Source organism: Exiguobacterium sp. PvP048 (assembly GCF_040549175.1).
GTDB classification, from domain to species: Bacteria; Bacillota; Bacilli; order Exiguobacteriales; family Exiguobacteriaceae; genus Exiguobacterium_A; species Exiguobacterium_A artemiae.
Window position 1 is genome coordinate 76,255 of the sequence record NZ_JBEPSU010000004.1, and the last position, 25,326, is coordinate 101,580.

General features: G+C 44.6%; 27 protein-coding genes, 2 pseudogenes and 1 riboswitch. Of the genes and pseudogenes, 7 read left to right on the forward strand and 22 right to left on the reverse strand.

The window, feature by feature from the left end:
* Window positions 1–149: 149 nt before the first annotated feature.
* On the forward strand, window positions 150–1,061 hold the full coding sequence (locus ABIC15_RS09770) for a hypothetical protein (RefSeq protein WP_318929863.1): 912 nt from the start codon (window positions 150–152) through the stop codon (window positions 1,059–1,061).
* Between the two features lie 67 nt (window positions 1,062–1,128).
* On the opposite strand, the gene ABIC15_RS09775 is transcribed toward ABIC15_RS09770, so the two are convergent.
* Entirely contained in the window at window positions 1,129–1,392 is a 264-nt protein-coding gene (locus ABIC15_RS09775) for a hypothetical protein (protein ID WP_012369463.1), read from the reverse strand.
* Window positions 1,393–1,502: 110 nt separating this feature from the next.
* Here ABIC15_RS09775 and ABIC15_RS09780 point away from each other — a divergent pair, with 110 nt between their 5' ends.
* Window positions 1,503–2,345 carry a GNAT family N-acetyltransferase gene (locus ABIC15_RS09780; protein WP_012369462.1) on the forward strand — a complete coding sequence of 281 codons (843 nt, stop codon included), beginning with the start codon at window positions 1,503–1,505 and terminating at the stop codon, window positions 2,343–2,345.
* On the opposite strand, the gene ABIC15_RS09785 is transcribed toward ABIC15_RS09780, so the two are convergent.
* The 4 genes from ABIC15_RS09785 to ABIC15_RS09800 all read right to left on the reverse strand — a co-directional run bounded on the left by ABIC15_RS09785 (window position 2,334) and on the right by ABIC15_RS09800 (window position 4,812).
* Window positions 2,334–3,266, reverse strand: coding sequence for a hypothetical protein (locus ABIC15_RS09785; RefSeq protein WP_354020582.1), 933 nt, complete (start codon window positions 3,264–3,266; stop codon window positions 2,334–2,336). The two genes, ABIC15_RS09780 and ABIC15_RS09785, sit on opposite strands and share 12 nt — an antisense overlap.
* Before the next feature lie 117 nt (window positions 3,267–3,383).
* On the reverse strand, window positions 3,384–3,743 hold the full coding sequence (locus tag ABIC15_RS09790; RefSeq protein WP_290829731.1) for a hypothetical protein: 360 nt from the start codon (window positions 3,741–3,743) through the stop codon (window positions 3,384–3,386).
* 56 nt (window positions 3,744–3,799) lie between these two features.
* Window positions 3,800–4,267 (reverse strand): GNAT family N-acetyltransferase, encoded by a 468-nt coding sequence (locus ABIC15_RS09795; protein WP_354020583.1) that lies wholly within the window; start codon window positions 4,265–4,267, stop codon window positions 3,800–3,802.
* A gap of 29 nt (window positions 4,268–4,296) precedes the next feature.
* On the reverse strand, window positions 4,297–4,812 hold the full coding sequence (locus ABIC15_RS09800) for a GNAT family N-acetyltransferase (protein WP_290829727.1): 516 nt from the start codon (window positions 4,810–4,812) through the stop codon (window positions 4,297–4,299).
* A gap of 260 nt (window positions 4,813–5,072) precedes the next feature.
* Here ABIC15_RS09800 and murB point away from each other — a divergent pair, with 260 nt between their 5' ends.
* Window positions 5,073–5,987, forward strand: a complete 915-nt coding sequence (murB, locus tag ABIC15_RS09805; RefSeq protein WP_012369457.1) for a UDP-N-acetylmuramate dehydrogenase — start codon at window positions 5,073–5,075, stop codon at window positions 5,985–5,987.
* 96 nt (window positions 5,988–6,083) lie between these two features.
* On the opposite strand, the gene ABIC15_RS09810 is transcribed toward murB, so the two are convergent.
* The gene (locus ABIC15_RS09810) at window positions 6,084–7,307 is read right to left on the reverse strand and encodes an aminopeptidase (protein ID WP_214767320.1); all 1,224 of its coding nucleotides are present in this window, start codon (window positions 7,305–7,307) and stop codon (window positions 6,084–6,086) included.
* 98 nt (window positions 7,308–7,405) lie between these two features.
* Here ABIC15_RS09810 and ABIC15_RS09815 point away from each other — a divergent pair, with 98 nt between their 5' ends.
* Window positions 7,406–7,825: a DUF1232 domain-containing protein gene (locus ABIC15_RS09815; RefSeq protein ID WP_148206662.1), complete on the forward strand. Its 420-nt coding sequence runs from the start codon at window positions 7,406–7,408 to the stop codon at window positions 7,823–7,825.
* A gap of 78 nt (window positions 7,826–7,903) precedes the next feature.
* On the opposite strand, the pseudogene ABIC15_RS09820 reads toward ABIC15_RS09815, so the two are convergent.
* The 3 genes and pseudogenes from ABIC15_RS09820 to ABIC15_RS09830 form a co-directional block, all read right to left on the reverse strand.
* Window positions 7,904–9,465: pseudogene (locus tag ABIC15_RS09820) on the reverse strand (IS3 family transposase).
* A 118-nt stretch (window positions 9,466–9,583) separates the two neighbouring features.
* The gene (locus ABIC15_RS09825; RefSeq protein ID WP_354020584.1) at window positions 9,584–10,420 is read right to left on the reverse strand and encodes a formate/nitrite transporter family protein; all 837 of its coding nucleotides are present in this window, start codon (window positions 10,418–10,420) and stop codon (window positions 9,584–9,586) included.
* 183 nt (window positions 10,421–10,603) lie between these two features.
* Window positions 10,604–11,212, reverse strand: coding sequence for a hypothetical protein (locus tag ABIC15_RS09830; RefSeq protein WP_012369452.1), 609 nt, complete (start codon window positions 11,210–11,212; stop codon window positions 10,604–10,606).
* A 139-nt stretch (window positions 11,213–11,351) separates the two neighbouring features.
* Between ABIC15_RS09830 and ABIC15_RS09835 the strand changes: the two genes are divergently transcribed.
* On the forward strand, window positions 11,352–12,221 hold the full coding sequence (locus tag ABIC15_RS09835) for a YitT family protein (protein ID WP_012369451.1): 870 nt from the start codon (window positions 11,352–11,354) through the stop codon (window positions 12,219–12,221).
* A gap of 163 nt (window positions 12,222–12,384) precedes the next feature.
* A complete protein-coding gene (locus ABIC15_RS09840; protein ID WP_354020585.1) occupies window positions 12,385–13,038 on the forward strand; it encodes a CHASE3 domain-containing protein in 654 nt (217 codons plus the stop codon).
* 35 nt (window positions 13,039–13,073) lie between these two features.
* Here ABIC15_RS09840 and ABIC15_RS09845 read toward each other — a convergent pair whose 3' ends face one another.
* From ABIC15_RS09845 to ABIC15_RS09875, 7 genes are all read right to left on the reverse strand, one after another.
* Window positions 13,074–13,439, reverse strand: a complete 366-nt coding sequence (locus tag ABIC15_RS09845; RefSeq protein ID WP_214767312.1) for an ArsR/SmtB family transcription factor — start codon at window positions 13,437–13,439, stop codon at window positions 13,074–13,076.
* A gap of 160 nt (window positions 13,440–13,599) precedes the next feature.
* Window positions 13,600–14,043 (reverse strand): hypothetical protein, encoded by a 444-nt coding sequence (locus ABIC15_RS09850; protein ID WP_251136039.1) that lies wholly within the window; start codon window positions 14,041–14,043, stop codon window positions 13,600–13,602.
* Window positions 14,044–14,057: 14 nt separating this feature from the next.
* Entirely contained in the window at window positions 14,058–14,696 is a 639-nt protein-coding gene (gene thiE, locus ABIC15_RS09855) for a thiamine phosphate synthase (protein WP_012369447.1), read from the reverse strand.
* Window positions 14,686–15,456 carry a hydroxyethylthiazole kinase gene (thiM, locus tag ABIC15_RS09860; RefSeq protein WP_012369446.1) on the reverse strand — a complete coding sequence of 257 codons (771 nt, stop codon included), beginning with the start codon at window positions 15,454–15,456 and terminating at the stop codon, window positions 14,686–14,688. The genes thiE and thiM overlap by 11 nt, the downstream gene beginning before the upstream one ends.
* The gene (gene thiD / locus ABIC15_RS09865; RefSeq protein ID WP_012369445.1) at window positions 15,437–16,246 is read right to left on the reverse strand and encodes a bifunctional hydroxymethylpyrimidine kinase/phosphomethylpyrimidine kinase; all 810 of its coding nucleotides are present in this window, start codon (window positions 16,244–16,246) and stop codon (window positions 15,437–15,439) included. Before thiD ends, thiM begins: the two co-directional genes overlap by 20 nt.
* A 117-nt stretch (window positions 16,247–16,363) precedes the next feature.
* A riboswitch (TPP riboswitch) is annotated at window positions 16,364–16,474 on the reverse strand.
* A gap of 60 nt (window positions 16,475–16,534) precedes the next feature.
* Window positions 16,535–17,821: a murein hydrolase activator EnvC family protein gene (locus ABIC15_RS09870; protein WP_354020586.1), complete on the reverse strand. Its 1,287-nt coding sequence runs from the start codon at window positions 17,819–17,821 to the stop codon at window positions 16,535–16,537.
* A 208-nt stretch (window positions 17,822–18,029) separates the two neighbouring features.
* Window positions 18,030–19,454: a murein hydrolase activator EnvC family protein gene (locus ABIC15_RS09875; protein WP_354020587.1), complete on the reverse strand. Its 1,425-nt coding sequence runs from the start codon at window positions 19,452–19,454 to the stop codon at window positions 18,030–18,032.
* A 255-nt stretch (window positions 19,455–19,709) separates the two neighbouring features.
* Between ABIC15_RS09875 and ABIC15_RS09880 the strand changes: the two genes are divergently transcribed.
* A complete protein-coding gene (locus tag ABIC15_RS09880; RefSeq protein WP_012369442.1) occupies window positions 19,710–20,117 on the forward strand; it encodes a VOC family protein in 408 nt (135 codons plus the stop codon).
* 129 nt (window positions 20,118–20,246) lie between these two features.
* Here ABIC15_RS09880 and ABIC15_RS09885 read toward each other — a convergent pair.
* From ABIC15_RS09885 to ABIC15_RS09910, 6 genes and pseudogenes are all read right to left on the reverse strand, one after another.
* Window positions 20,247–21,797, reverse strand: a pseudogene (locus ABIC15_RS09885) (IS1182 family transposase); the annotation flags it as partial.
* 178 nt (window positions 21,798–21,975) lie between these two features.
* Complete coding sequence (locus ABIC15_RS09890; protein WP_012369441.1) at window positions 21,976–22,488, reverse strand: type 1 glutamine amidotransferase domain-containing protein; 513 nt, start codon at window positions 22,486–22,488, stop codon at window positions 21,976–21,978.
* Between the two features lie 30 nt (window positions 22,489–22,518).
* The gene (locus tag ABIC15_RS09895; protein ID WP_012369440.1) at window positions 22,519–22,689 is read right to left on the reverse strand and encodes a hypothetical protein; all 171 of its coding nucleotides are present in this window, start codon (window positions 22,687–22,689) and stop codon (window positions 22,519–22,521) included.
* A 31-nt stretch (window positions 22,690–22,720) separates the two neighbouring features.
* Window positions 22,721–23,161: an Ohr family peroxiredoxin gene (locus tag ABIC15_RS09900; RefSeq protein ID WP_012369439.1), complete on the reverse strand. Its 441-nt coding sequence runs from the start codon at window positions 23,159–23,161 to the stop codon at window positions 22,721–22,723.
* 146 nt (window positions 23,162–23,307) lie between these two features.
* A complete protein-coding gene (locus ABIC15_RS09905; protein ID WP_081432735.1) occupies window positions 23,308–24,672 on the reverse strand; it encodes a hemolysin family protein in 1,365 nt (454 codons plus the stop codon).
* A gap of 165 nt (window positions 24,673–24,837) precedes the next feature.
* Window positions 24,838–25,320, reverse strand: a complete 483-nt coding sequence (locus ABIC15_RS09910) for a DUF456 domain-containing protein (RefSeq protein ID WP_214767302.1) — start codon at window positions 25,318–25,320, stop codon at window positions 24,838–24,840.
* Window positions 25,321–25,326: the final 6 nt, after the last annotated feature.

Below are 25,326 nucleotides of genomic sequence, written 5' to 3' on the forward strand. Positions count from 1 at the left end.
ATAGGCAAACCTTTCCGGAAGTGCAAATGTTAGCTACCCGTGTTCCAAAACAATCATTTTTGAATTCCATGCACTGCCGATTACTTCTTAAAAAAATCGGGAAAAGGATAGAACTACTATTGTGTCTTTTTTGTCGAAGGAGGGCGATCATGAGAATTCGTAAACTGCGTCTTTTACTTGAACAATATGGCGATACGACCCTTCGCGACATCATCGTAGAAATCTATCGTCAACTTCCGAAACAAGTCATCGAAGAAAAAGATCTTGATTTGATGTTATCCCAGTTTGCGAAGTATAAAGGATTACAGAAAGAACAGGATCAACCGACTGTCGAACAGGCGATCGAGCAAACAGAACAATTCATTCAACTCGCATATGATTTACAGTACTTGGAGCCGAATGAGCTGGTCTCCGTCCGCGAACAAAAAAATTGGTACGTGACGGCAAAACGCCTGCTGAAACATTTGCGCCATTATATCGGTCGAAAAAATGGCACACGGGTTGCTTTTGAGGAATTCTTTTTTTTACTTTCTTCAGCCGCCGGAGAAGAACCGCTCTTTTTAAGTAACGATCCCTTCCGATTGATTAAGGTCACACAAGTCGAACTGTTCGAAGAACTGGTCGGTTATTACAAACTGGACGCATCGGATCAGACTTGGATGCAACGCGCCATCTATACTGCCGTCAAGGTACCGATCGATGTCGACACGGAACGCAGTGACCTCTTCCTCGCCGTCCTCACACATTGTACGGACGTCAATGAACGGGAGGCTTATGTTGCCTTATTAAACACGCATGCCAAAAAACTCCGGGCGAAAGTTCGTGTCGATGCGGACATGCTGGTCTTGTATCAAGAAATCCGTTTTGCCGAACTGCATGCCCTGATCGCTTTACGTGAACTCGAACGTGCTGAAACGATGTTGTTTACGGAATATATTCCTTATTTCTCACATCGTTCGACGCCCTTCCGGTATTATCTTAGTTTACTTGAACAAGCCGGATTAAAGGATGAACATGATCGGATTGAACGGGTCGGACGACGTAAACATATTCACTTTTAAGCTGAAATCCCTGCAAAAAAAGACGAAACGTTCTTCGGCAAGTCCCGAGAACTGATCGTCTTTTTCTTTAATCTGTCGCATTTACGATTCCTAATCCAACTGTCGCAAGCAAAGCAATGCAGGCGAATAAAAAAGCCATATCGTTTGGAGAGTCGAATCCGTCATATGTCGGTTCCTTTTGATCCGTGATAATCTCATCCATCGTCCCGTAACTGCCGTATGTGGTAGATTGCCGGACTGTCGTTTCTTTTTTTTCAATTTCCTGTGCGTGAACAGGATTCATACCGATCAGGATCAAAAAAAGACCTGTCGCCATCAGTAGTCTCGTCATCTCATCACCACCTGATTATTTACCTTTAATTTCAATTTAATACATTAAAATACCATATTTTTTGTTATACTAAATGCACTGGCTTTCATTTTTTCTGAAAGGACGTGCACGTGTTGAACATTTTATCGTACGACCAATTATCTCATCCACAACGGCGTTTGGTCCATCGCTTACTCCGTACCACTCCGTCTTCCCCGTCATCATTTTCCTACCCACCGATCGAACACCAGCAATGGACGATTTGGCATGAAGATCATGTCCAGGCAACTCTCGGATTTCATGTTTTCGAACATACCGTTCAACTTTTAAATGCTTCCTATACCGATCTACAGGCGTTTCAAATTCTCGCTCACCATGTCCATTTGCAGGCACTCTCGTTTTCTCCCCGTCATATCGATGTCCAAATCATACCGCCGAACGACTTTGGATTCATCACGACCTGGAACGCTTTAGGGTACTCTTTGTCCTGTGAACAATTTCGGCTGATTGGTCTGACGCGTGGCCGACCCGTCTCCGTTCAATTTAAACCACTTTCCTTGCGCAACCGTCAATTGTTCTTGACGATTCGCAATGACGCAATCCGTTATTCCGACTTTCTTTTCCCTTATGATGCTATCCATCTCGATTATTTAGTCGATCAAGGTGTCCTGCCCTACCTCGTCTACGACAAGAACACTGTTGTTGGAACCCTTCTGATTGAACAGCATAAGCAGGTCGTCCGCCTTTTGGAAATCACGTGTTTACCCCAATTAAAAAACCAGGGATACGGGCGCCGGATTCTCGATACGTTCCAAATGAAATTACATAAGAAAAATATCTTATCTTTTGAAGTGTATTGTTTTTCGACCCATCAAGAAGCTCTTCGCCTGTATCAACCGACAACTTTTTGTGATATTCAAATTTTTTCGAATTGGCACCGTTATTCCTGTGAACCGGTTTCGTTAACTACGTAACCGTTGAACGATTTCCGAGTATTCGCTGAGTATATATTGATCATCCAACGTATTGAAATCGATACCCGCCTGTCGCTTTAAATGGTCGCCGATGACAAATAAATTTTCGTAATAATCCGTTCCCATACTTGTTGCAAGACCCGGTTGATGATTATGAAATGCCAATAAGGCATCCTTTAGAATTTCTTCCTGATTTTGTTCCATCAAAACAGCGTCTAGCATCTTCGGGAATTGTTCCGTCTGACGACCGACGATCGCATAAAAAAGCGGAAAATGTTTGGCATATCGAAATGTTGTAACATACCGGGTGTTCTCAATGATGGATTGCAGGCTTTCAAACTTCGCTCGTTGGAGCCGTTCTGCCAGACCGACTGTCGCCGGATGTTGAAACAACGGAAGACTCTGTTCATCCGGTGCCTGCTCATGCGTCAACAACAACACGATGTCCAGGGTATTGATTTCATCCGTTTCAAGAAAACGGTCACTCCGTTGCAATGTCGTTGTGTAGTTTAGGTCCAACCCCGAATCGACGGCAAGTTGAAACAAGACGTGGTCATAGACTGTATACAAGCCTACAGGAAAAGATAACGGCTGTCTGACAAGCGACCGGTGACCTTCGACTGTGATAAGTTGATTCAGATCGAGACCGGATGCAAGCAACTGTCGAAACAGCAGCGCGCCCTGCTCGATTTCCGTCAATTTCATCAGTAAACGGTCCATCTCAATCAACGGCTGTTTCGTCTCAAGAGCTAACGCGAGATGTTTGTCCGATTGAAGCGCGACGGCCCGTCCGACAAAATTCAAAGCTTGCCGCTCCTGTGCTGTCAGCAATTGATTATATGTTTGAAAGGCTTCGTTCTCAAGTGTAAGAAAAGCATTCAGCGCCGGAGCGATGGCTTCGTTTTTAACAAATCTTTTCATAAATTATTGTCCCCCTGCATGATGTCTCTCTTCGTAGTGTACGCAATATTGAATCGTCTTGAAAGGCTCAAAAAAAATCTTGGCAGCTTCTTTATGGAGAAAGAAGCACCAAGATTTTTATTTTTTACTTAACTGGAGATGTGAATTCCGGAATGCTTCATCCTGTTTTCCGGTTTTTTCAACACTGGTTCCAACCGAGCCGCTGTATTCAATCTGTTGTTTAGGCTGAATGAATTCATAAGTAATTGCCGGTTCACCGCGCAAACGTACTTTAATCACTTGACGATGTTGAATGGAAAAAGAAGCCTTCACTTCCAGTAGTGACGTTTTATCGATGTTGTGCTGTGTCTGCAACATCTTCGCCAACTGTTCTTCTGCACTGCGTTGACTACTTTGAAGTTCAGCGTAGGAAATTCCGACCGCAAACGACAATACGCCAATCAAACTTAACGCGAGAATGACCAGTACTTTTTTCAATGACTGACTCACCTCCAGACAAAGTTCTTCCTGCTTTCTTCATCGGTTCGTCCGTCCTATTCCTGAAGTCTTTTTGAATCTTCCACCAAGTTCATTTGCATGTCTAGATGAGGAATTCCGTCCTCTAAATAGACGTCGGACGTTTCTTTAAAACCAAATGAACCGTAAAACTGTTTCAAATGTGCCTGAGCCTGGAGGTCAATCAATGATTCCCCCTGCTTCTCGATGTGAGTAATCGCTTCGTTCAACAGTTTTCTTGCTACGCCGTTTGACCGGTAATCCGTTTGGACCGCTACCCGACCGATTGCAACGGTGCCTGACGACTTCCTCGGCAAAATGCGCAGGCAACCAATCAAACGTTCGCCGTCATATGCGAGACCATGCAGGGCATCTTGATCACGGTTATCGAGTTCCGGGTACGGACAATTCTGCTCCACGACAAATATATCTGTTCTTAATTTCAATAATTGATACAAGCTTGTATTATCCAACTCATTGAACCCCATCCACTTTGTCTGATACATACCTGATTCGCTCCTCTTGGCTTCTAAATTCAACCTCTGAACAATCGGGACAACCGGCAGGAATAGATAACGACCGGAATTCCGTTGAACAACGTGTCTTTTTCCCATTGTAACCCATTCGCCCGCGCAACATTTTGCGAAGAATGATTTTCCGGATGAATGATGGAAATGAGACGGTCATGTCCCCGCTCGAATGCTTCGCGCATCAGTCGTTTGGCTGCTTCCCGGCCATATCCCACTTTCCAATGAATCGGCGTCAACCAGTAGCCGACTTCGAGTTCCTCGATTCCATCGACTGTTTGTAAAAGCAGTCCGGCAAATCCAATCGGTTCATTCGTCTCTTTTTTGATTAACAATAAAAATCCGGTTTGCCGCTCATCCTTGTAGCGATCCAGTTGACGCTCAAACCAACTCCGCGCCTCATCCTCGTCTAAGACGACACCGCCGTTGATGTAACGCATGACCTGCTCATTTTGAACAAGGGTTTTATAAAACGTAAAATCCTCTTCTACGAACGGTCGCATTTCCAGTCGTTCACTTTCCATTTAAATCCCCTCTTTCCGGATGACAGTCGTTTCTTTAATTTTCCCTTTTTTACTTTTATTCATTCACAATCCGCTCATTTTTTATAAAAAGAAAACAACATCTACATGTTGATTCGATTACATTCTTCACGAACAGCTTGCTTTTTATCTGTCAACTCTGTATTTTGGGAACAGTATGCTAAACATCAATCACGGAATTAGTGTAAAATATATTTTGAGCGTTTTTTGGCTGAATGGAATTTATGAAAAAGGACTGAGACATGATGACTGAGCAATTATTAGCTGGATTATATGAAGGTATTGCAAAAGAAGCTGTTTTAATTAATGAACCCTTAAAAAACCATACGTACACCAAGATGGGTGGACTGGCAGATTTATTCCTCATCCCGTCGACATACGAAGAAACTGCATTCGCTGTCCGGTATGCCTATGAACATGACCTCCCGTTGACGATGCTTGGAAACGGTTCGAATCTCGTTGTCCGCGACGGCGGTATCCGCGGCATCGTTTTATCCTTTGAAAAATTAACGGATATTTCGGTTGAAGGACATGAACTGATCGCGCAGAGCGGTGCGGCCATCATCCAGGCTTCACGTATCGCCTACGACCACGCCTTAAGCGGTCTTGAGTTTGCCTGCGGTATCCCGGGAACGATTGGCGGCGCACTCATCATGAATGCCGGTGCCTATGGCGGAGAAGTAAAAGACTGCCTCCACAGTGCAACGGTCTTGACACGTAAAGGTGAGCTGTTAAACATCTCACACGAAGAACTTGAGCTCGGGTACCGGACAAGCTGTTTTTCGAAAAAAGAGTACATCATTCTCGAAGGACGTTTTTCATTAACAGAAGGCGACCCTGCTTTAATCAAGGAAATGATGGACGATCTGACGCATAAACGTGAGACGAAACAACCTCTCGAGTATCCTTCATGCGGGAGTGTCTTCAAACGTCCGGAAGGATATTTTGCCGGTAAACTGATTCAAGACAGCGGCTTGCAAGGTGCACGAATCGGTGGCGCGGAAGTGTCACAAAAACACGCTGGTTTCATTGTCAATATCAAGGATGCCACAGCGACCGACTACATCTCGCTCATCCGCCACGTTCAGGAAACCGTCCAGGAAAAGTTCGGTATCTTACTGGAGCCGGAAGTAAAAATCATCGGCGAAGAAGCTTGATTCCTGTTCATCCCATCGAACTAAACAAGGGAGCACCGCGGCATGTTAATTCTGCCCGGGTGCTCCCTTGTTTTTCTTTCCGTCAAAATTCCTGCATTAGATTGCCCAGTTTCCGTCACGCATCAATGGTTCGCGTGTCCCGTCAGACAACTCACCGTCAATCGACATCTGACCTGAACCGATCATGAAATCGACGTGTGTCATTGAATCGTTTGCGCCTTGTGCCGCCAATTCTTCATTTGATAAACTCGGACCGTTTTCGAGACATGTTGAATACGCACGACCGATTGCCAAGTGACACGAAGCATTTTCGTCAAATAACGTATTGTAGAACAAGATACCCGAATCTGAAATCGGTGAGTGGTGAGGTACGAGGGCCACTTCTCCGAGATAACGGGCGCCTTCATCCAATGAGATGAGTTCATCAAGCGCTGCCTGCCCCTGTTTTGCCTCGGCTTTGACGATTTTTCCGTCTTCAAACCATAATGTGAATTCATCAATCAGATTCCCGCTGTAGCTGAGCGGTTTCGTGCTCGAAACATGACCGTTGACGCCTGTTTTCTTCGGTAACGTAAATACTTCTTCCGTCGGCAGATTGGCGATGAAGTCAACACCATCCGCGTTTGGTCCGCCGCCACCTAACCAGACGTGACGCTCCGGCAGTTCAATCGTCAGTTCCGTTCCGGGTGCTGAATAATGCAACTTGTTGTATTTCTTTTCTGTCAGGAAGGTTGCTTTCGTCCGCAGGTTCGCATCATGTTGCTCCCACGCCGCGACCGGATTGTCCTGATCGACACGTGTCGCCTTCAAGATAGCTTCCCACAGGTCTTCTACAGCGTGTTCCGAGTCCGGGAATACCTTTGCCGCCCAGGCATCTGACGGCGCGGCAATGACGCACCAGCTGACGTTATCACTCATGACGAACTTACGCCAATTCGCCAACGCCACCCCTGCAGCTTTATTCGCCCGGGCAATCCGGCTGGATTCGACGCCGTTCAATAGGTCAGGATCTTCACTGACAACGGACAGGAAGGCTGTTTTTTCTTCTGCCAACTGATCAAACCGGGCTTTCAGCCAATCCGGGAACGCATCAAATGAATCTTCCGGTGCGTCGAAGTAACGGATTTTCGTCATTTCATCATCTGACCACTGGACGTAGACATTCGAAGCGCCCACTTCGTAGGCAACACGTGTGATTTCACGGACTAGCGGTGCATTTTCAATCCCCGCCCGAATTTCGAGTTGCTGACCGGCTTGCAGGTTAATTCCTGTACGTACCGCAAGTGCGGCATATTTTTTTAATTGTTCTTGAGTCGGCATTATGTAATCCCCTTTCAACTATTACTCTTATTTTCACGAAATAGTTGCAATTTTGCAAGAAATAAGGTGAAACTAGAGATACAGAAGGAGTGTTGATGATGGAATTTACACCAGGCGATTTTAAATCCGCTTACACCTATTTTCACCGCCAAGCGTTAAACGCGGTCGGAAATGCAAAAGCGCAAGAAGACTTATTGATTCAAGGGGAACTCGGATTAGCCCGATTGACGACAGATCTTGCCTCTGAGGACGGCTCGGATGTCGAACGCGAAGCAGAACTTGTTCTTTACTTCCAGCTCAAGCAGTTGCTCGAGATGTTACGTGCTTTGTACAACAAACGTTTCGAAATGCAACCAGAACAGGAACAACTTTTATTGACGGCCGTTTTGTACTTCACGTCTCCGGTTGATGCCCTGCCCGATGAAAATATTTTAGGCCTGTTCGATGATGCTCAAATCGTCGAAGCCATTTATGAAGAACTAGCAGCAGATGTCGATCGTTTTCAACATCTCGAATAATGACAGACATCAAAAAAGAAGGATCCGATTTTTTGAACTGCTCCCCGTCAAGTAGACAGGATAAATAATAAAAATCTTTTAAACGGCTTGAGCTCTGTATTCTAATGGAGCCAAGCCGTTTAATCGTTGTTGATACCGTTCTTCATTGTAGAAATGAATATACTTCTGGATTGCAAGTTGGAGTTCGTCGAACTCCGTAAACTTATGTAGATAATAACTTTCGCACTTCAACGCTCCCCAAAAGGACTCCATCGGACCGTTATCAATACATTTACCAACCCGAGACATACTTTGTGTGATACCCGCCACGCGTGTCATGTGACGAAACGTATGCGAAGTATATTGAAATCCTCGATCACTATGAAGTAAGGGACGGCTTCCGGGTGCGCCTTTCAAGGCGAGTTCGAGTGTATCGAACACAAGCTGATTATTGTTTGAGTGCCCAAGAACGAAGGCACGGATAGATCCATCATGTAGGTCTAGAATAGCGCTCAAATACGCCTTCTGAGAGGCGCCATACTTCAATTCCGTGACATCCGTTAACCATTTTTGATTCGGTCCTGCCGCGTTGAAATCACGGTTCAGAATGTTCTCTGCGGTCTGTTGAGGACGATTACGAATGTACAAAGGACGTTTCCGGCGTATGACGCAATGAATACGAGCGACATGCATCAGACGACGGACACGCTTCGCGTTAACGTTTCTTCCGAAACGGCGTTTTAAGTTTAATGTCATTCGTCGATAGCCATAGATTCCGTTCACCGCAAGGTGAATCTCGTTCATCTCTTCGATGATTTTCATGTTCTCCGTCTCACGTGCTTTCGGCATATCTATCCGACGTAACCACTTGTAGTAGGCAGCGCGCGAGACACAAGCGAGGTGGCATAGGGCAATGATTGGATAACCAAATTGCTCTACCGATGATTGGATGGCTTCATATTTATCTTGAAGTCGAATTTGATTTAACGTGACCTCCTCTCGATCTCCTCTAACTTTTTTAAGAAATCGTTCTCCATACGTAGACGCTCATTTTCTCGCTCGAGTCGTTTCAGCTCCAGCGCGAAACGTTCTGTATCCGTCAATTCTTCTACTGGCTTCTGACGACCGCGACGGTCTATCAGTGAGTCGATTCCATCCTTCTCGAACTTTCTTACCCAACTATAGATTTATTGGTACGAGACCCGATGGGTCTCCATGATGCGTTGATAGTCTTTTCCGTTTTGTATACAGTCCATAACTGCCTGGACACGCTCTTCGAATGTAGTGGTTCTACCTCTAGTCATAATGGATCGCTCCTTCAATGGTTTCCCTTGAGTACTATGACTAGTATACTTCTCGATCCACTTCGCAAGTACGCTTATATTCGAAATATCAAACCGTACCGAAGCGCTAGTGAGCGATTCTTCTTGGTCGAGTACTGCGCGCACAGCTTTCATCTTTAGGTCTTCGGGATAGCGGGTCCACTTTGATCGACTCCGAAGTGCGGAGGGACCGCCCGTACGATATTTTGCTCTCCATCTATTCAAGGTTGTGACTGAAAGCTCGAAGAGCGAGGCGATCGACTTGATTGAGTCGATTCCGTCCTCACACATCTGAATGATGTGTAGTTTTTGATCCATCGAAAATCTAGATGTAGCCATAGAAAAAGCTCCCTTCAAAGTAGACAGTTTTTGTTATTTCAACTGTCTACTTTTTGGGGAGCATATCATTTCATCGAATCCTTCTTTTTTGTTTTTATAACGACGTCCTTAACGATTTTTAAGCTTTTTGTTTGGAAGCGATGTTGATTGTCTCTGCCTGTTCGTTTGACTGTTCTACTTCCAGCTTTGATTTATTAAGCCATGTGTAAACCATCCCCATGAACAATGCTCCGCCGATGATGTTTCCAAGCAATGCCGGAACCAGGTTATGGATCGCACCGGCAAAGGAAATCGCTTCCGGATGCGGAACGACTAAAGCCAGTGAGAACAAGGCCATGTTGGCAATGACGTGATCAAAACCGGAGGCAAAGAACACAGCAACTAAAATCATCATCATCATGATTTGTGCCAGTTCGTTTTTCATATTTTTCGGAATGAAAATCGCTAGACAGACCATCCAGTTACAGAAGATGGCTCGTGTGAAGATCTCCCATGTCGTATGATGAATTTTCGTTTCGGAAACAGCAAACAACCAGTTCTCCATTCCGAGCTCCTGGATAATTCCTGTCTGTGAAAAGAGTAAGGCGAAGGCAAGTCCACCAAGACCGTTTCCGATAAAACATAGTGTCCATACTTTCAATGTATCCATTTTCGAAGTAAAACCACGCATGGTCGACGTCGTGAAGTACATGGTGTTTCCGGTAAACAATTCTGCTCCGCCGTAGACGATCAAGACGAGTGCGACACCGAATGTCAATCCACCGACAAGCGTCGTAACCGGTGATTCATTTAAATATAAACCGTTGATTGCTTTGAGTGTAAATATGATGGCAAAACCAATGAATACTCCAGCTAACATCGCTCGAACCAAATATTCCAGCGGACGCATCCGTAGCATTTGTGTCGATTTGACAGCTTTTTTTCTTAACCCTTCTAATGCTTCTACTTCATTCATTGTAGAAACCCCGCTTTCTTTTGTTCAAAACTTCACAATGTCTGTTCATTTATTATCATACTTCCATCTTATAAGATGTTCAAGTCATGAATAGACACTATTTAACGTTTTATTAAAAGAGCAGGATGTAAACGATACCATTGTGTCAAGTTTGTGAAAAGTGCCTTTTCTTGGTGAATACAACTAGTTTGAAGGAAGGATTTGCAACGCATCCTCAAATTTTTTAAAGAATACCGACCGTCTGGATTCGACCAGTACATAGTCTTCGACAACGACGCGGTTAAATCTGGTTGCGGAAGAAGTAGCCCGTTCAATATCCCGCGGTGTATAGTCTTCAATCCGTTGTCGGTCCGTCTCAAACGTGACGTCAGAAACTGTGTCGGTGTAACGGATTTGAAGTTCAGATAAATCAGAGACACTTAAAAAAAGTGCTAATGTATGATGCATGATCAGCTTGGATAATCGGCTCTCGAGAAAAGAAGTGCCAGCAGACCGGATTGTCTTTTCATTACTGCCTGTCCAGTCCGCCTGTTCTTTTCCGGCCGGTTCGTATGTCATCTTCACGGACGTCCCCTCTATCGATACAGCAGTCAACGCTTCGGAAAATGGCAACTGCTTAACTAGCTCTTCAATCGCAGCCGTATTGGAAACCGATATCCCGACATGACGCGCAATCACCTGACCATCCTTAAAACGCTCTTCTTCCGGTGGCTGCTGTAAATTCAGAACAAACCATGATCCTGCCGATAATCCGAGTCCAATGCAGAGAATGACCAGTATGATTTTTTTCAAAAAAATGGTCTCCTTTCTGAAAAACAAATGGTTTGATTGTTCTTTTTTCAAAACAGGGGTTGAATTAATCCTCATATCAGCGTACTCTTGCAGGCAGATACTTTATGGAGGAGGAGCATGAGATTACTCATCAATCAACATGAAAACTAAACAGCCCGCAAAGAAAAAACGTACAGAGAAAATCGGTTTCCTCTTGATCGGGACGTTGCTGTACTCGTTGTACATCAGTCTTCTCTTATCGCCGAATGATATCGGATCCGGCGGAATCATGGGAATCACACTTATTGTTCAGGAATTATTCCACACGCCAATCGGCTTGACACAACTGGTCTTGAATATTCCACTTTTTTTACTAGGATTTCGTTTTTTGAGAAAACGTTTTATGTTTTTATCCGGTCTCATCGTCTTGGCTTCATCATTCCTGATTGACTGGATTCCGACTCAAATCGTTCCGGAATCTTTAAATGATCCACTGGTCGCTTCCATTTTTGCCGGACTTGTCTCCGGTTTGGCAATGGCTTTAATCTTCTTTGGCGGCGCCTCGACTGGCGGTCTTGATATTCTTGGAAAGTTCTTTTATACCCGCTTCCACAATTGGCCGCTTCCGCGTATTTTTTTAATGCAGGATTTAGTCATCTATGTACTTGTCTGGTTCGTGTTTGATTTAAAACATGTCATGTATGCTTTAATCATGAGTTTCGTTCGAGCAAAAGCACTTCAGACAGTATACAGTTTTTACTCTGCTTCTAAACAATGTATCATCATTTGTGAAAAAGCCGATGAAATCAATGATGTCATTACAAAAGAACTTGGGCGCGGTGTAACGATTCTCGATGCCCGCGGCGGATATTCGAAACGAACGAAAAAGATGGTCTATGTCGTTGTTCAGAACAATGAAATTCTTAAGCTTCAGGAAATTGTTTCCTCCGTCGAATCAAATGCCTTTGTTACATTTTCTGAAATTCACACGGTCTTCGGTAACTATAAAGAGCATTCCTATTCTTTTTAATAGCCTTAATTCTGTCGCCGCTACACTCGTTGTAGCGGTTTTTTTGTGTATAATACGCAAATCCAAAGAAAATGTTCCACATTTTTCTGAAGAATCCTTCACTTTTTGGGAAATAGTGGTTAAGCTAATGACATTACGTTTTGTAAAAAAAAGGACGGATTGTATGAATCAATTATGGCGTCACCGCATCATCCTTATTCTAGTCGTCAGCCTGTTTGCCTCGATCCCCCTCCTCTACGCTCTCAGCGGGTATCGTACGATTTCGAAGCTGACGGCAGAGATGCATACACAGGACATTCCAATGATTAAACAAGTGGACCAACTGATAGAGCATAATCGCGACCGGGCGAATGCTGTTCGGGGACTGCTATTATACGAAGATGATCGTTACATCGAACAATACTATTTTTCCACCTCTAAAGTTCATGATTTACGGCGATTACTGAATTCCTCCAATCAGACCCCCGGGGCAGTAAAAGATTTATTGTCACGCAACAATACGTGGGAAGAAGAGATTCAAGAGGTGTTTACCGTCTACGAAACAGATCATCCGCAACGTGCGAAAAAGTTGGCGAAACAAACGACTCAAACGACTCAAACGACTCAAACAATTCTTGAAGATCTGTCGCAGATCAAAGACAAATTATATCGTGATCTGGAGCAAAAACTGGAATTGACTACTGAAATGACGGCAGAATATAAACGGATGTGCTTCAGCTTATCCATTTTAGCTTTTTTGTTAATCGCAACGACCATTATTTTATTTCACCGGTCCAAACCAATTCTCGAAAACAAAACAAACACGTACCGTCCGTAAGAACGATGCGTGTTTGTTTTTGTGATGGAGCAGACTTATGAGGACGCTTTCCCCTCGTTTACATGCTCCATGGCCAGATGGACGAGCGATGAGACATGGTGATCGTCCAACGAGTAGTAGACGACCTTACCTTCTTTTCTATATTTCACCAAACCTTGTTTCAGCAAGGTGCGGAGATGGTGAGAAGCTGTTGCAATCGAGCAATCTACCGAAGCCGAGACATCACAGACGCAAAGTTCCTCTTCTACCGTTAAGGCGTAAGCAATCCGCAGACGCGTGGCATCTGACAGGACTTTGAATAACTTTCCGATATCTGTCGTCGGAATCGTATCGACGACTTGCTCAATCTCTTGCGCACGTACCTGATCAATCGCAATCGTTTCACAACGTGGTGCATCCACAGTCATCACCTCTTTCCCTTTAATTCCACCATCGTTTCAAATGAATTGCAAGGAAATCACTCCAAGACTCCAACGACTGACTCCTTTAAATCCGGTAACTGAATATCGAAAAACAAAACAGGTCTGCTTCCCGTTCATCCAAAGCGGAAAGCAGACCTGTTCATTTGTCACGGTTTCGTCTTGAGACGGCATAAAAGAACCAACCGCCCAAAAAATTTCCGATATCCCATACGATACGATTGGAATCGACGGCACGTACACCGATATCAATCACACCTGTACTTTTCAAACGCTCCTGGTAACGTTTCCGTAAAAAACGGGGTAACGGAAGCGGCAGCAGCATCCGGTAAAAAATGTCCAGATGTGTGTGTCCCCAGATTTCCGTTGCGATGGAACTCGTTTGAATGAGTAAGGAACGTTTATACTGTTGCTGGTATTTATTCTTTAATAAGACCGCCAGTTGATAGGAATAACGATTCGGGAAAGGAAATAGAGCTGCCCCTAAATGATATTTCCCGCGATTTTCGACTCGAATGATTTGCGGTTCGATTTTATATCGAATCCATCGTCCTCGAAATCGAACAGACTGCCATTTCACGACCATCACCTCTAGAAGGATTATACCCTGTCTGAAACGCTCTGACGCACTTGTTCGACGGTCTGTTTAAACTTTTTCGTCGTTCGTTCAATTTCCGGATTGGCAAACAAAGCGGACACCACGGCATATCCATCTACGAGAGAATCAAGTAACGATACATTTGTTTCGCTAATTCCACCGATGCCTACTAACGGGATGCGAACGGCTTTCCTGATTTGCTCTAATGTCACACGTGACATGAATGTCGCATCTTGTTTCGTCGCCGTCGGAAAAAGTGACCCGACTCCTAAATAATCTGCACCGTCCTGCTCTGCTGCCACAGCCTGTTCGACCGTTGAAACGGAAACACCGATCGTCGCCGTCGGTAACAATCGACGTGCTTCCGTTAAAGGAATATCATCTTGACCGATATGCAGGCCCGCTTCGACTAATAAAGCGATATCGATCCGGTCATTGATAATCAACGGAATATTATAACTGGCAGTCAGATCCTTCAGTACAACGGCTGATTCGAGAAAATTCTTACCCGACATCTCTTTTTCCCGTAATTGAACAATCGTTGCACCGCCCTTAATCGTTGCTTCGACAGCATCCTCCAAGGGAAGATGCGGATGCAGACGTCTATCCGTCACTGCATAAATCAAGTATTCACTGTCCATTCATCTGCACCTCCGGCAAACTTTCCTCTGTCATCAGACTGACCGCATCAAACAATCCGGTCCGAAAACTGCCGATACCAGGACGATTTCCGGCCGTTTCCCCTGCTTTTCCCATGGCGTACGTCCCAAATACAGCTGCGTCGAAACGACCGTATCCTGCTCCCAGAAACGTCGCAATTAAGGAAGCGGTCATACATCCTGTTCCTGTCACTTGACCGAGTCGTTTTGTCCCGACATCCAGATGATGTTGACGGACTCCATCCGTCACAAAATCAACCGGTCCGGTGACGACGATGACTTGTTTCGTCTGGGAAGCGAAGGCGTGAACACTTTGAAGATCGAGTGATTCCCCTTCCGCTACATCGACCCCTTTCGTTCGAGCGGCCTGTCCGAGCAACGTCTTGATTTCCGAAGCGTTTCCTTTGATGACCGTAAAGGTGATCTCCTCCATCAGTTGTTTCATAAAATCCGTTCTTAATGTCGTGGCTCCCGCGCCCACCGGATCCAAAATGACCGGTTTCCCCAGTCGGTTAGCTGTTTTTCCTGCTAAAAGCTGTGCTTTGCGCATGTCCGGATTGATGGTTCCTGTATTAATCACGACGGCGTCTGCAAGACCAACCATCTCTTCGACTTCGAGCAGGTCCTCTGCCATGACAGGAGATCCCCCAAGCGCAAGTGTCATATTGGCACAATCATTGATCGTGACAGTATTCGTTAAATGATGAATCAACGGTTTTTTATCATGGATGCGTCGTAACATGTGTATCCCTCCAAAGTTCATGAAAATGATGTGTCGGTCCAATTCCGTGTCCAAGAGCAAAACCGTGACGAATCGCTTCGGTCACATAACGTTTCGCATAACGGATGCTGTCTTCCAGTGAATGACCAAGAGCCAGATTGCCGGCGATGGCAGCGGACAACGTACAGCCTGTCCCATGCGTATGGCGGGACGCTATCCGTTCTTGTTCAAAGACGACATATCGTTCGTCCGTATATAAAAGATCAGTGGCGTCTTGTCCTTCCAAATGCCCGCCCTTGAGCAACACAGCTCCTGCCCGACGTTCAGTCAGCTTTACCGCTGCTTGCTTCATATCCGCAAGTGAGTGGACCGTTCCGCCGATCATCCGCTCGATTTCAGGAATATTCGGTGTCACAAGAGTCGCAAGTGGTAACAGCTGTTCAAGTAATGCCTGTTCCGCATTCGGTTGTAACAAAGCATGGCCGCCTTTTGCGACCATGACGGGGTCAAGAACAATCGGCAGAGAATACTTTTCCAGTTGTCGGGCAATCACTTGAATCGTATCCTGATTAGAAACCATTCCGATCTTGACGGCATCGACACGGATATCTGAAAAAATCGAGGTTAACTGCGCTTCCACAAGCTCGGGAGAGACGTCTTCAACCGCTTGAACACCCAGTGTATTTTGTGCCGTGATCGCCGTGATGACACTCATTCCATATACGCCGAGTGCTGAAAATGTTTTTAAATCTGCCTGAATTCCCGCTCCGCCTCCGGAGTCGGATCCGGCGATTGTCAATACGTGTTTCATTCCAATTCCTCACTTTCCTGTGAGCAAATAAGGAGAAAACGGACAACAAAAAGCGCCGTCCGCTGTAAAAAAGCAGACGACGCCATGAATAACCAGGTTGACCGGCTAAAGTACTCATGTCTTCGATCTCAACTTTCCTACGCTGGTATTATCCAGTTCAGGTGACAGGGTCGAAAACAGAGTGGTTTTCCTCTCAGCCGGACTCCTCCAGCTCCCCTAGTTGCTCGTAATTTAAATTCTTTTTCACTGTATCACAGCACCATCAAAAAAACGAGCCGAAGCTCGTTTTTACAAGTATCCAAGTGGGTTAACCGTGTTAGCAGGTCCTGACGCGCTATATTGATATCCACCAATATGCAGTTCAAAGTGCAAATGCGGTCCTGTCGAATTACCCGTACTCCCAAGAGTACCAAGCGTTTGACCTTGAGTGACCGTTTGACCTGCTGAAACCGATAACGAATTCATATGACCGTACACCGTTGTATACACTTGACCGTCAAGGAAATGGGAAATCATGACGTGATTCCCGTAAGGTCCGCCGCTTCCGGCCGTAATGACTGTTCCGGAAGCCGCCGCACGAATTGGCGATCCGACAGGTCCGCTGAAATCGACACCGTTATGGAAAGTATAACCGTTCGCTCCACTGGCCGGTCCGAATCCTTGTGAGACACCACCCGAAGCCGGACGAACAAACTTCGCCGATCCGGTCGGTCCACTGCTGACAGGAGTCGGAACAACCGTTGATTCACTTGATTCATGCTTTGATTTTGCTGCTTCTTTTGCTGCTTTTGCTGCTTTTTCCGCTGCTGCCTTTTCGGCCGCCGCTTTTTCTGCGGCGGCTTTCGCTGCTGCTTTTGCTGCCGCAATCGCTCTTTCTTGAGCTTCTAAAGTCGCCTGTAATTCTTTGGCACTCAACAGTTTTGTCGTAAACTTCGTCTTCCCTTTACGTAATTTTTTCAGGGTTGCGCTCCGTTCTTTCATCTGTTGTTTTAATTGTTTCTTTTGAATGAGCAATGATTTTTTTTCTTGAACACGCTCTTCTTTTTTAGTGATGAGGTTCTTTTTCATTTCCGCCAGCTTTTCCTGTGTTTCCAAATAAGCAGAAATCATTTTATCATCTTGTTCGGCGATTTTTTTACCGGCCATGACACGGCTGAATAAATCCCCCAGGTCTTTCGAACCAAAAATGACTTCTTCCCATTTGATCGAATTACCGTCGTTTTCTTGAAGTACACGTAACCGGTCTCCGAGCAACTCTTCTTGACGTGTGAGCATGATTTCATAGCGGACGATTTCCGCTTCCAGATCTTCAATCTGAAGGTTTAGTTGTTTAATCTGCTTATTTTTTTCGGAAATCCGGAAAATATTTTCATTAATCGCTACATCAATTTTATTGATTTCGCGTTGTTCCGCCGATATTTTGGCTTCTTGATTTTTAATGGCTTTTTCCAATCGACGCTGTTCTGTCGCATTTTGAGATTTCTTTTCTTTAATCGTTGCAGCATGACCAGAAGTCGGCGCAGTTGATACGAGCAACACTCCTAACAATACCGTTGACAACAATTTTTTTAACATGTCTCATTTCCTCACTTATGTATGATTTCTTATTTGAAAAGTAGTTAATTCAAAGTATTTATGTCTGAGATTGATTATAGCATCGTAATAGTTTCAGTAAAATTTCATTTATGTTTCAAGTGAAAGCGTTTTTTTGTAATATAACATTTTTCATTTTGATCAAGACACACAAAAAAAGCGATTGCCATAGCAATCGCTTTTTCCGTAATTATAACATCGACATTGGATTTACAGAATTCGCCGGTCCTGAAGCACTGTAGCTGTAACCACCTACATGAATTTCAAAGTGTAAGTGCGGGCCTGTTGAATTCCCTGTGCTGCCAAGGGCACCGATTTGTTGTCCTTGACTGACACGTTGTCCAGCATGTGCATTTAATGAACTCATATGCGCGTAAACCGTTGTATATGTTTTTCCATTTAATTGGTGTGCGATCATGACATGATTACCGTACGGACCACCACTTGATGCAGTGATAACCGTTCCTGTTGCTGCTGCAACAATCGGCGTACCGACCGGCGCTCCGAAATCAATTCCATTGTGGAAAGAATAACCGTTCGAACCGCTTGCTGAACCATATCCTTGTGTGATTGATCCACTTGTCGGATGAATAAACATAGAAGAAGATGATGGAGCAGGTGTTGGTGCTGCCGGTTCCGGTGTTGGTGCCGGTGCTGCTTTCGGCACAGTCACAGATGGCGTAGATTGTTTCGTCGACGTAGCAGGTGTTGACGATTTTTGTTCCGCTTTGGCTGCTGCTTTAGCAGCGGCTGCTTCTGCCGCCTGTTGTTCAGCTGCTGCTTGTGCTGCCTGTGCTTCTGCACGTGCTTTTGCTTCACGTGCCGCTTGCGCTTGACGCTCTTTTTCGATTCGTGCTTCACGTTCGCGAGCTGCTTTTTCAGCTGCAATTGCTTGCTCTTGCGCGATCAAAATTTGTTGTACTTCTTTTGCATCCATCAACTGAGTTTCAAATTTCTTTTTCTGTTTCCGGAGTTCTTTTAAGCGTTTGTTACGTTCTTTGAGCTGTTGCTCAAGTTCCGCTTGTTGACGTTTCAACTCTTGTTTCTCCGTCACAAGTTTTGCTTTTTTATCTTTTAATTCTTGTTGAGCAGCTGCTAATTTTTTTTGTGTGTTTTGATAATCGGTAATCATTTTATCATCTTGTTGTGAGATGGATTTCCCCGCTAAAACGCGGCTGACCAGATCCCCGACATCTTTTGATCCAAAAATGACTTCTTCCCATTTAATGGAGTTCCCATCATTTTCTTGCATGACACGAAGACGGTCACCAAGCAGTTTTTCTTGGCGTTTTAATTTCGCTTTGTACTTTTCGATCTGCTTTCCAAGTTCAACGATTTCTGCTTCAGTTGCTTTGATCTGACGGTCTTTTGTTTCAACTGCAAACATTTTTTCGTTTAATGCTTCGTCCAAGCGGTTAACTTCTTGCTGAGTCTTGGAAATTTTTTGTCCTTCTTGATTAACGGACGATTCTAAGTTTTTTTGTGTTTTGGCATTTTCTTGTTGCTTCTGTTCGTTTTTAGCTTTTTGTTCACTTAAGTCATCTGCTGCTACGAAGTGAGGAGTCGATGAAAGAATAAGTGCCGAAACGATGAGCGACGCGAACGTTTTTTTCATGTAGTATTCCCTCTTTTTCTGTGTAGTTTATATAAGTAATCGAATGATGATATTTAAATTTAGTAATACTTTTTAAAAATTATAAGAACGTTTTTGATTATAGCATTCATTTTCCTTGTATTATATTTCAGTGAGATGTCATTTTGGATAAGTTCTCTTTTCGCTCCTATCCAGACACCCCAACCGGATCTTCTTCATTGCGTGTTGGAAAAGAGTTTGACACACTATGACTATCGAAGTAAAGGAGGAACTGTTATGTATTTAGATCATACCGGCATCGCTGTTCGGGATATGCAGGAAGCGATTACGTTTTATACGACCGTTTTAGGAGGAACGTTAATTCGTGAGTACAGCAATCCGACACCGGGGGTTGCGTCTAATATTGCTGTCATTGAATTTGAAGATGCGCATATTGAATTGTTGACTCCTACAAGTCCGGAAAGTCCGATTGCCCGCTTTTTAAAACAACGGGGAAAAGGCGTTCATCATATTGCCTATCGTGTTGATGATTTGGACCAAGCCATTTTGGAAGCAAAACAACGGGGAATTACATTTTTAGAGGACACCTACCGTCAAACTCCGCTCGGCCGACGATTAATCTATATGGACCCCCGTCATTCGCATGGGGTCATTACGGAACTTTGTGATTATCCGGAAAACTAAAAAATGAGGCTGGGACATAACTAGCTGGCTTTTAAAGAAAATAAGGGATTGCCATCGTCACGATGGCAATCCCTTATTTTTTTTCATCACCTCTTGTTAAAATGCCCCTCGGGCAATACTTTGGGTGAGCCACTTTCTCAGATTTACTGCCATAAGGATGAAGCCCAGCTCACGTTTCACCTTTGCTTTTCCTCTTACGGAAAAACGAGTGAAACGCAAATTAGCCTTCAGATTCCCAAAAACTGGTTCTACGTCTATCTTACGTTTCGCGTAGATTTTCCCGGTTTTTTGATCTGAAAGCAGGTCCTTTACCTGTTCCTTTTGCTCTTCCCACGAAACGTTTACTCGGACTTGGCGATGACGACCCTTCTCTGCCTTGGTACAGAGGGATCGAAGCGGGCAGTCATCACAACTCTCACTTTCGTACACCTTGAAATCGCGGGTAAAACCATATCGATCCGTTCTCTTAGACATGTAACGGAACGTCACGTTCTGCCCGTTCGGGCATACAAAGTGATCGGTCGTTTCATCGTAGGACCAGTTGACGAGATTAAAAGGATCATCACGCCATTTTCGCGTCTTCTCTTTTTGAAACATCGTATAGGGAACGAGCGGAATGCGCCCTCGGCGCATCAGAATCTCCTGATAATTTTCTTGGCTTCCATAGCCGGCGTCCGCAACGATATGTTTCGGTAAAGTAAGATACGAGGAAACCTCATCTAAAAATGGGATTAACGTGCGGGCATCGGTCGGATTGGGATAGACATCATAAGCGAGGGTATATTGACCTTCGGTCGCAATCTGCACGTTGTACCCCGGCTTGAGTTGTCCATTTTGCATATGATCTTCCTTCATCCGCATAAATGTCGCATCCGTATCCGTTTTCGAATAGCTGTTCCGTCCATCGAACGTTTCCTTTTGGACGGCATACTTCCTTTTTCTTTCCACGAACTCAGCGAACTTTTTTCGGAAAAGATGGGGTTGCTTTCGTTCGGAACGAAGCCGTTTTCTCTCCTGCGTATCTGAACTTGCCTCGATTTCTTGATTGATAGAAGCGATTCGTTCCTCCAAAACATCACCGATGTGCTCGAGTTCAGGAAGGGTCAGTTCGTCTGGACTTTCTCGTTCAATCTCCGGTAAGATTTCTTGTGCGACGAGTTCTTCATAGAGAAGATTAGACTTTTCAACGAGCGACACACTATATCGCTCGACGGATTTTCGCCAGACGAACGTATATCGATTCGCATTCGCTTCTAGTTTCGTACCATCAATGAAGATCGCTTCTTCCTTAATTTCTCCCATCTCGACGAGATGGCAACGGAAGGTGACGAACGCCTGCTTAAGGATAGGTGTGACTGCCGGGTGCACTCGAAAGCGATTGATAGTACGATAGCTCGGTTCATTCCCTTGAGCGAGCCACATCATACGCAGGCTGTCTTGAAGGAGTCCTTCGATCTTCCGACCAGAGAAGACCGATTGCGTATAGGCGCATAAAATGATCTTCATCATCATGCGTGGATGATAGGCGGGGCAGCCTGTCGTTCGAGTAAAAGGTTCAAAGGCATCGTCGGGAATGGACTCGACAAGATGATGAACGGCGAATGCGATATCGTTTTCTTGAAGACGAATTTCTAAATCTAAAGGCAGAACCAGCTGGTTCATGGTATAATTTTTAAACATAAGGACACCTCCGATAGTTATGGTTTGGTCACTTTAACTTTATCAGAGGCAGTCCTTATTTGTTTACTTAAAATCGGTTTTTCATCATAGAAGAAGGCCCTCGAAACGAAAAACGTTTCGAGGGCCTTCTCATTTATAAAACTGAGTTATGTCCCAGCCTCATTTTCACTTTAAGCAGTTATCCTAATTTAGCTAGCATTTCGCGATTAAATGCCGGAATATCATCCGGTTGACGGCTCGACACGAAGTTGTCATCGACGACTACTTCCTTGTCTTCATACGACACTCCCGCATTCTCTAAATCGATTCGAATCGATTTATATCCTGTCATTTTGCGTCCCTTGACGATTTTCGCGTTAATCATCAATTGTGGACCGTGACAGATTGAGAAGATTGGCTTTTTAGATGTATCAAACTCTTCCGTAAATGTGACGAAACGATCGTCTTCACGGAGTAAGTCCGGAGAAAAACCGCCTGGAATCAATAGTGCGTCAAAGTCTGAAGAAGATGTTTCATCAATCGTTACATCGACTGTTACTTTTGCTTCTTCTTGTTTCCCGACGAGTTCTGCACCTTTTTCTGTTCCGATGACTGTTACTTCATGACCCGCTTCTTTTAACGCATCGACAGGACCTGTAAACTCGACATCTTCAAAATGATCAGCAAGCACGACTGCTACTTTTTTACCCATTGTTGCTCATCCCCCAAATTAAAGTTTTTGTTACTTGTCCATTCCCCGGTCTCGCGGTGAAACCGGATCGTCCGGCATCTCGTCTTTTCCTTTTAATACTTCTTCCTGTTGTTCGGGTGAAAGCTCACGTTCCTTGTCCGTCAAACGTTTTCGTTCGTCTTCAAACTGTTCGTTTGGTCGTTCCGTTTCTTTTGGAGCCATCTGCTTCCCCTCCTTCAACGAGGATAAAATTTTAGTTGTCTAAAGAATCCACGACTTTTACTGACAAATCCACATCGATGTTGCCACGTGTTGCTTTTGAATACGGGCAGAACTGATGCGTTTTTTCCAGCAAGTCCTGTGCTTCTTCTTCTGTTACGCCAACTACTTCGACAACAAGTTTAGCAGCAATTTTGACGCCGCCTGCTTCTTCGTCTTCAAGTAAGCTGACTTCAGAATTCGTACGTGTCTCAACACGTTTTTTATCTTGGCGAGCCATCAGGTTGAATGCCCCGTCAAAGCATGCAGCGTATCCTGCTGCGAATAATTGTTCTGGATTTGAAGTAGGAATATCTTCTTTGCCTTTCGTACCTGGCATGACAAGATCTAAATTAATTACGTTATCGTCAGAGGCGACCTTTCCATCGCGTCCCCCTACTGCAGTTGCACGTGAAGTAAGAATTGTTTTCGTCATGAATAAGAACCCCTTTATCCGCTAATTTTAGTAGCTTGTTTCGGCCACATAGACTGTATTACCACTGTCTCGACAAGAATAAACAATGAAAGGTGTTCTTTTTCACAAAAAAAGACTACACCGAAGTGTAGTCTTCCGTCTTACATTCAAACGATTTCTTCCGTCACCGGTTCTTTTTCCGGCAACTGTAGATAAATCGATTTAACTTGATGATTGTCGACTTCCATGACTTTGACCGTATGGTTTTTATAACGGAATTCCTGACCGCTCGATACTTCCGTATCCTGTGCCATGACCCAGCCGCCAATTGTATCAATGTCTTCTTCTTCAATTCCGAGATTAAACCGTTCGTTCAAGTCGTCAATCAAGACACGACCTGAAATCCGGTACAAGCGCTCATGAATCTGTTCGATGTCCGCTTTTTCATCTTTATCAAACTCATCGCGAATTTCACCGACGATTTCCTCCAGGATATCTTCCATCGTGATGACGCCGGCTGTTCCACCGTACTCATCGATGACAAGCGCCATCGGTGTACGTTCGACCTGCATCTTCAGCATCGCGTCTTGTAACGGAGAATATTCCGATACAATCGGCAGGTTGTGCACATAAAAGCTCAGTGCTTTCCCTTTGTTCGCCATATGATCCGTGAACAATTGTTTCGCATTGATAAATCCTAAGATTTTATCTTTGTCGCCTTCTTCTGCAACCGGATACCGGGTGAACTGGTATTCTTCAACAAGGGCAATGATGTCCTCCATCGATGCATCGTTTGAGATCGTAATCAGATCCGTCCGCGGCAACATGATATCTTTCGCGATCCGTTCATCAAACGAAAAGATGTTTTGCATGTACGACAACTCAGTTTGATTGATTTCACCGCTTTTGTAGCTTTGTGTCATGATGATTTTGATTTCTTCTTCCGAGTGAGCGTCTTCATGACCAACGGGTTCGACACCAAACAGGCGCAAGAAGACCCGTGCTGAGCCGTTGAGCAGCCAAATGACGGGTTTCATTACTTTCCCGAACCAATAAAGCGGAGGGGCAAGCAACATCGTAATGGCTTCCGTTTTTTGAATCGCCAGTGATTTCGGTGCCAGTTCTCCGAGGACGACGTGTAAAAATGTCACGACGGAAAAGGCTAACGTAAAGGAAACGACCGTCGAGACGGATTCCGGAAGTGCAATCTCCTTGAATACCATCGCGAGAATCGCACCGACCGTCGATTCGCCTAACCAACCCAGTCCAAGGGCCGTCACGGTAATCCCGAGCTGACAGGCAGATAAATAATAATCCAGGTTGTCTAATAATTTTTTCGCCGTCTTCGCGGTTTTACTGCCTTCTGTAATCAATTGATCGATTCGGGACATTCTCATTTTGACAACTGAAAATTCTGCTGCGACAAAAAAAGCGGTCAGCACAATTAAAAGTGCAATAATCAAAAGCCGAATGATAATCGTTGTTGTATCGAATGTCTCCACTGCGTGTGTACTGTCCAATCGTTTCCCCAAACTAAGGGGATTCACCTCCATTTAAATTAAGCCGATCAGCTTCTCATCGGTCTTCTCCACCAAAAAGAAGCTTGTTTTTAATGAACAAGCTTCTCTACTTTTTCATATTCATACTATAACGGAACTCTCGGAAAATGTGTACTTGCAGATAATCTTTCTTTTCCCTTACACGACATACAGGATGAATACGACAATCATTAACAGCATGGCGATCCCTTTTAATAAGGCACTCGACAGAATGCCCAACACAGTACCGATTCCGATTGAAACAGAATCCTTCCATGTTTTCTTACTGATGATTTTTTCCGTTAAAATCGCAAAGACGAACGGGAAAATCAACAATCCAATCCCAGGCAGGATAAAGGGACCGGCAATCAAACCGACGGTCGTCGCGATTTTTGCGGCCTGTGAACCGCCGCGTCGATCAACGGTATAAGAGCTGACCAAATAATCTAACGTAAATAACAGGATAACGAAGATAGCTTGAATGACCCAGAAACTGACGGTCAACTCGGTAAAACCGAATCCAAATCCATAAATCAAAAATCCAATGATGAGTAACGGTGCACTTGGAATGACAGGATAGACAAGTCCTGCGAACGCAGCCAAAAAACAGACTGCAATCAAACTCCATAATATGATAGTCATGCCAAT

What these genes read in the sequence shown, in the direction of transcription:
- ABIC15_RS09770 (WP_318929863.1), top strand. Translation starts at nt 150, where the DNA reads ATGAGAATTCGTAAACTGCGTCTTTTACTTGAACAATATGGCGATACG.
- ABIC15_RS09775 (WP_012369463.1), bottom strand. Translation starts at nt 1,392, where the DNA reads ATGACGAGACTACTGATGGCGACAGGTCTTTTTTTGATCCTGATCGGT.
- ABIC15_RS09785 (WP_354020582.1), bottom strand. Translation starts at nt 3,266, where the DNA reads ATGAAAAGATTTGTTAAAAACGAAGCCATCGCTCCGGCGCTGAATGCT.
- ABIC15_RS09795 (WP_354020583.1), bottom strand. Translation starts at nt 4,267, where the DNA reads ATGTATCAGACAAAGTGGATGGGGTTCAATGAGTTGGATAATACAAGC.
- ABIC15_RS09800 (WP_290829727.1), bottom strand. Translation starts at nt 4,812, where the DNA reads ATGGAAAGTGAACGACTGGAAATGCGACCGTTCGTAGAAGAGGATTTT.
- murB (WP_012369457.1), top strand. Translation starts at nt 5,073, where the DNA reads ATGATGACTGAGCAATTATTAGCTGGATTATATGAAGGTATTGCAAAA.
- ABIC15_RS09810 (WP_214767320.1), bottom strand. Translation starts at nt 7,307, where the DNA reads ATGCCGACTCAAGAACAATTAAAAAAATATGCCGCACTTGCGGTACGT.
- ABIC15_RS09815 (WP_148206662.1), top strand. Translation starts at nt 7,406, where the DNA reads ATGGAATTTACACCAGGCGATTTTAAATCCGCTTACACCTATTTTCAC.
- ABIC15_RS09825 (WP_354020584.1), bottom strand. Translation starts at nt 10,420, where the DNA reads ATGAATGAAGTAGAAGCATTAGAAGGGTTAAGAAAAAAAGCTGTCAAA.
- ABIC15_RS09835 (WP_012369451.1), top strand. Translation starts at nt 11,352, where the DNA reads ATGAAAACTAAACAGCCCGCAAAGAAAAAACGTACAGAGAAAATCGGT.
- ABIC15_RS09840 (WP_354020585.1), top strand. Translation starts at nt 12,385, where the DNA reads ATGAATCAATTATGGCGTCACCGCATCATCCTTATTCTAGTCGTCAGC.
- ABIC15_RS09850 (WP_251136039.1), bottom strand. Translation starts at nt 14,043, where the DNA reads ATGGTCGTGAAATGGCAGTCTGTTCGATTTCGAGGACGATGGATTCGA.
- thiE (WP_012369447.1), bottom strand. Translation starts at nt 14,696, where the DNA reads ATGGACAGTGAATACTTGATTTATGCAGTGACGGATAGACGTCTGCAT.
- thiM (WP_012369446.1), bottom strand. Translation starts at nt 15,456, where the DNA reads ATGTTACGACGCATCCATGATAAAAAACCGTTGATTCATCATTTAACG.
- thiD (WP_012369445.1), bottom strand. Translation starts at nt 16,246, where the DNA reads ATGAAACACGTATTGACAATCGCCGGATCCGACTCCGGAGGCGGAGCG.
- ABIC15_RS09870 (WP_354020586.1), bottom strand. Translation starts at nt 17,821, where the DNA reads ATGTTAAAAAAATTGTTGTCAACGGTATTGTTAGGAGTGTTGCTCGTA.
- ABIC15_RS09875 (WP_354020587.1), bottom strand. Translation starts at nt 19,454, where the DNA reads ATGAAAAAAACGTTCGCGTCGCTCATCGTTTCGGCACTTATTCTTTCA.
- ABIC15_RS09880 (WP_012369442.1), top strand. Translation starts at nt 19,710, where the DNA reads ATGTATTTAGATCATACCGGCATCGCTGTTCGGGATATGCAGGAAGCG.
- ABIC15_RS09890 (WP_012369441.1), bottom strand. Translation starts at nt 22,488, where the DNA reads ATGGGTAAAAAAGTAGCAGTCGTGCTTGCTGATCATTTTGAAGATGTC.
- ABIC15_RS09895 (WP_012369440.1), bottom strand. Translation starts at nt 22,689, where the DNA reads ATGGCTCCAAAAGAAACGGAACGACCAAACGAACAGTTTGAAGACGAA.
- ABIC15_RS09900 (WP_012369439.1), bottom strand. Translation starts at nt 23,161, where the DNA reads ATGACGAAAACAATTCTTACTTCACGTGCAACTGCAGTAGGGGGACGC.
- ABIC15_RS09910 (WP_214767302.1), bottom strand. Translation starts at nt 25,320, where the DNA reads ATGACTATCATATTATGGAGTTTGATTGCAGTCTGTTTTTTGGCTGCG.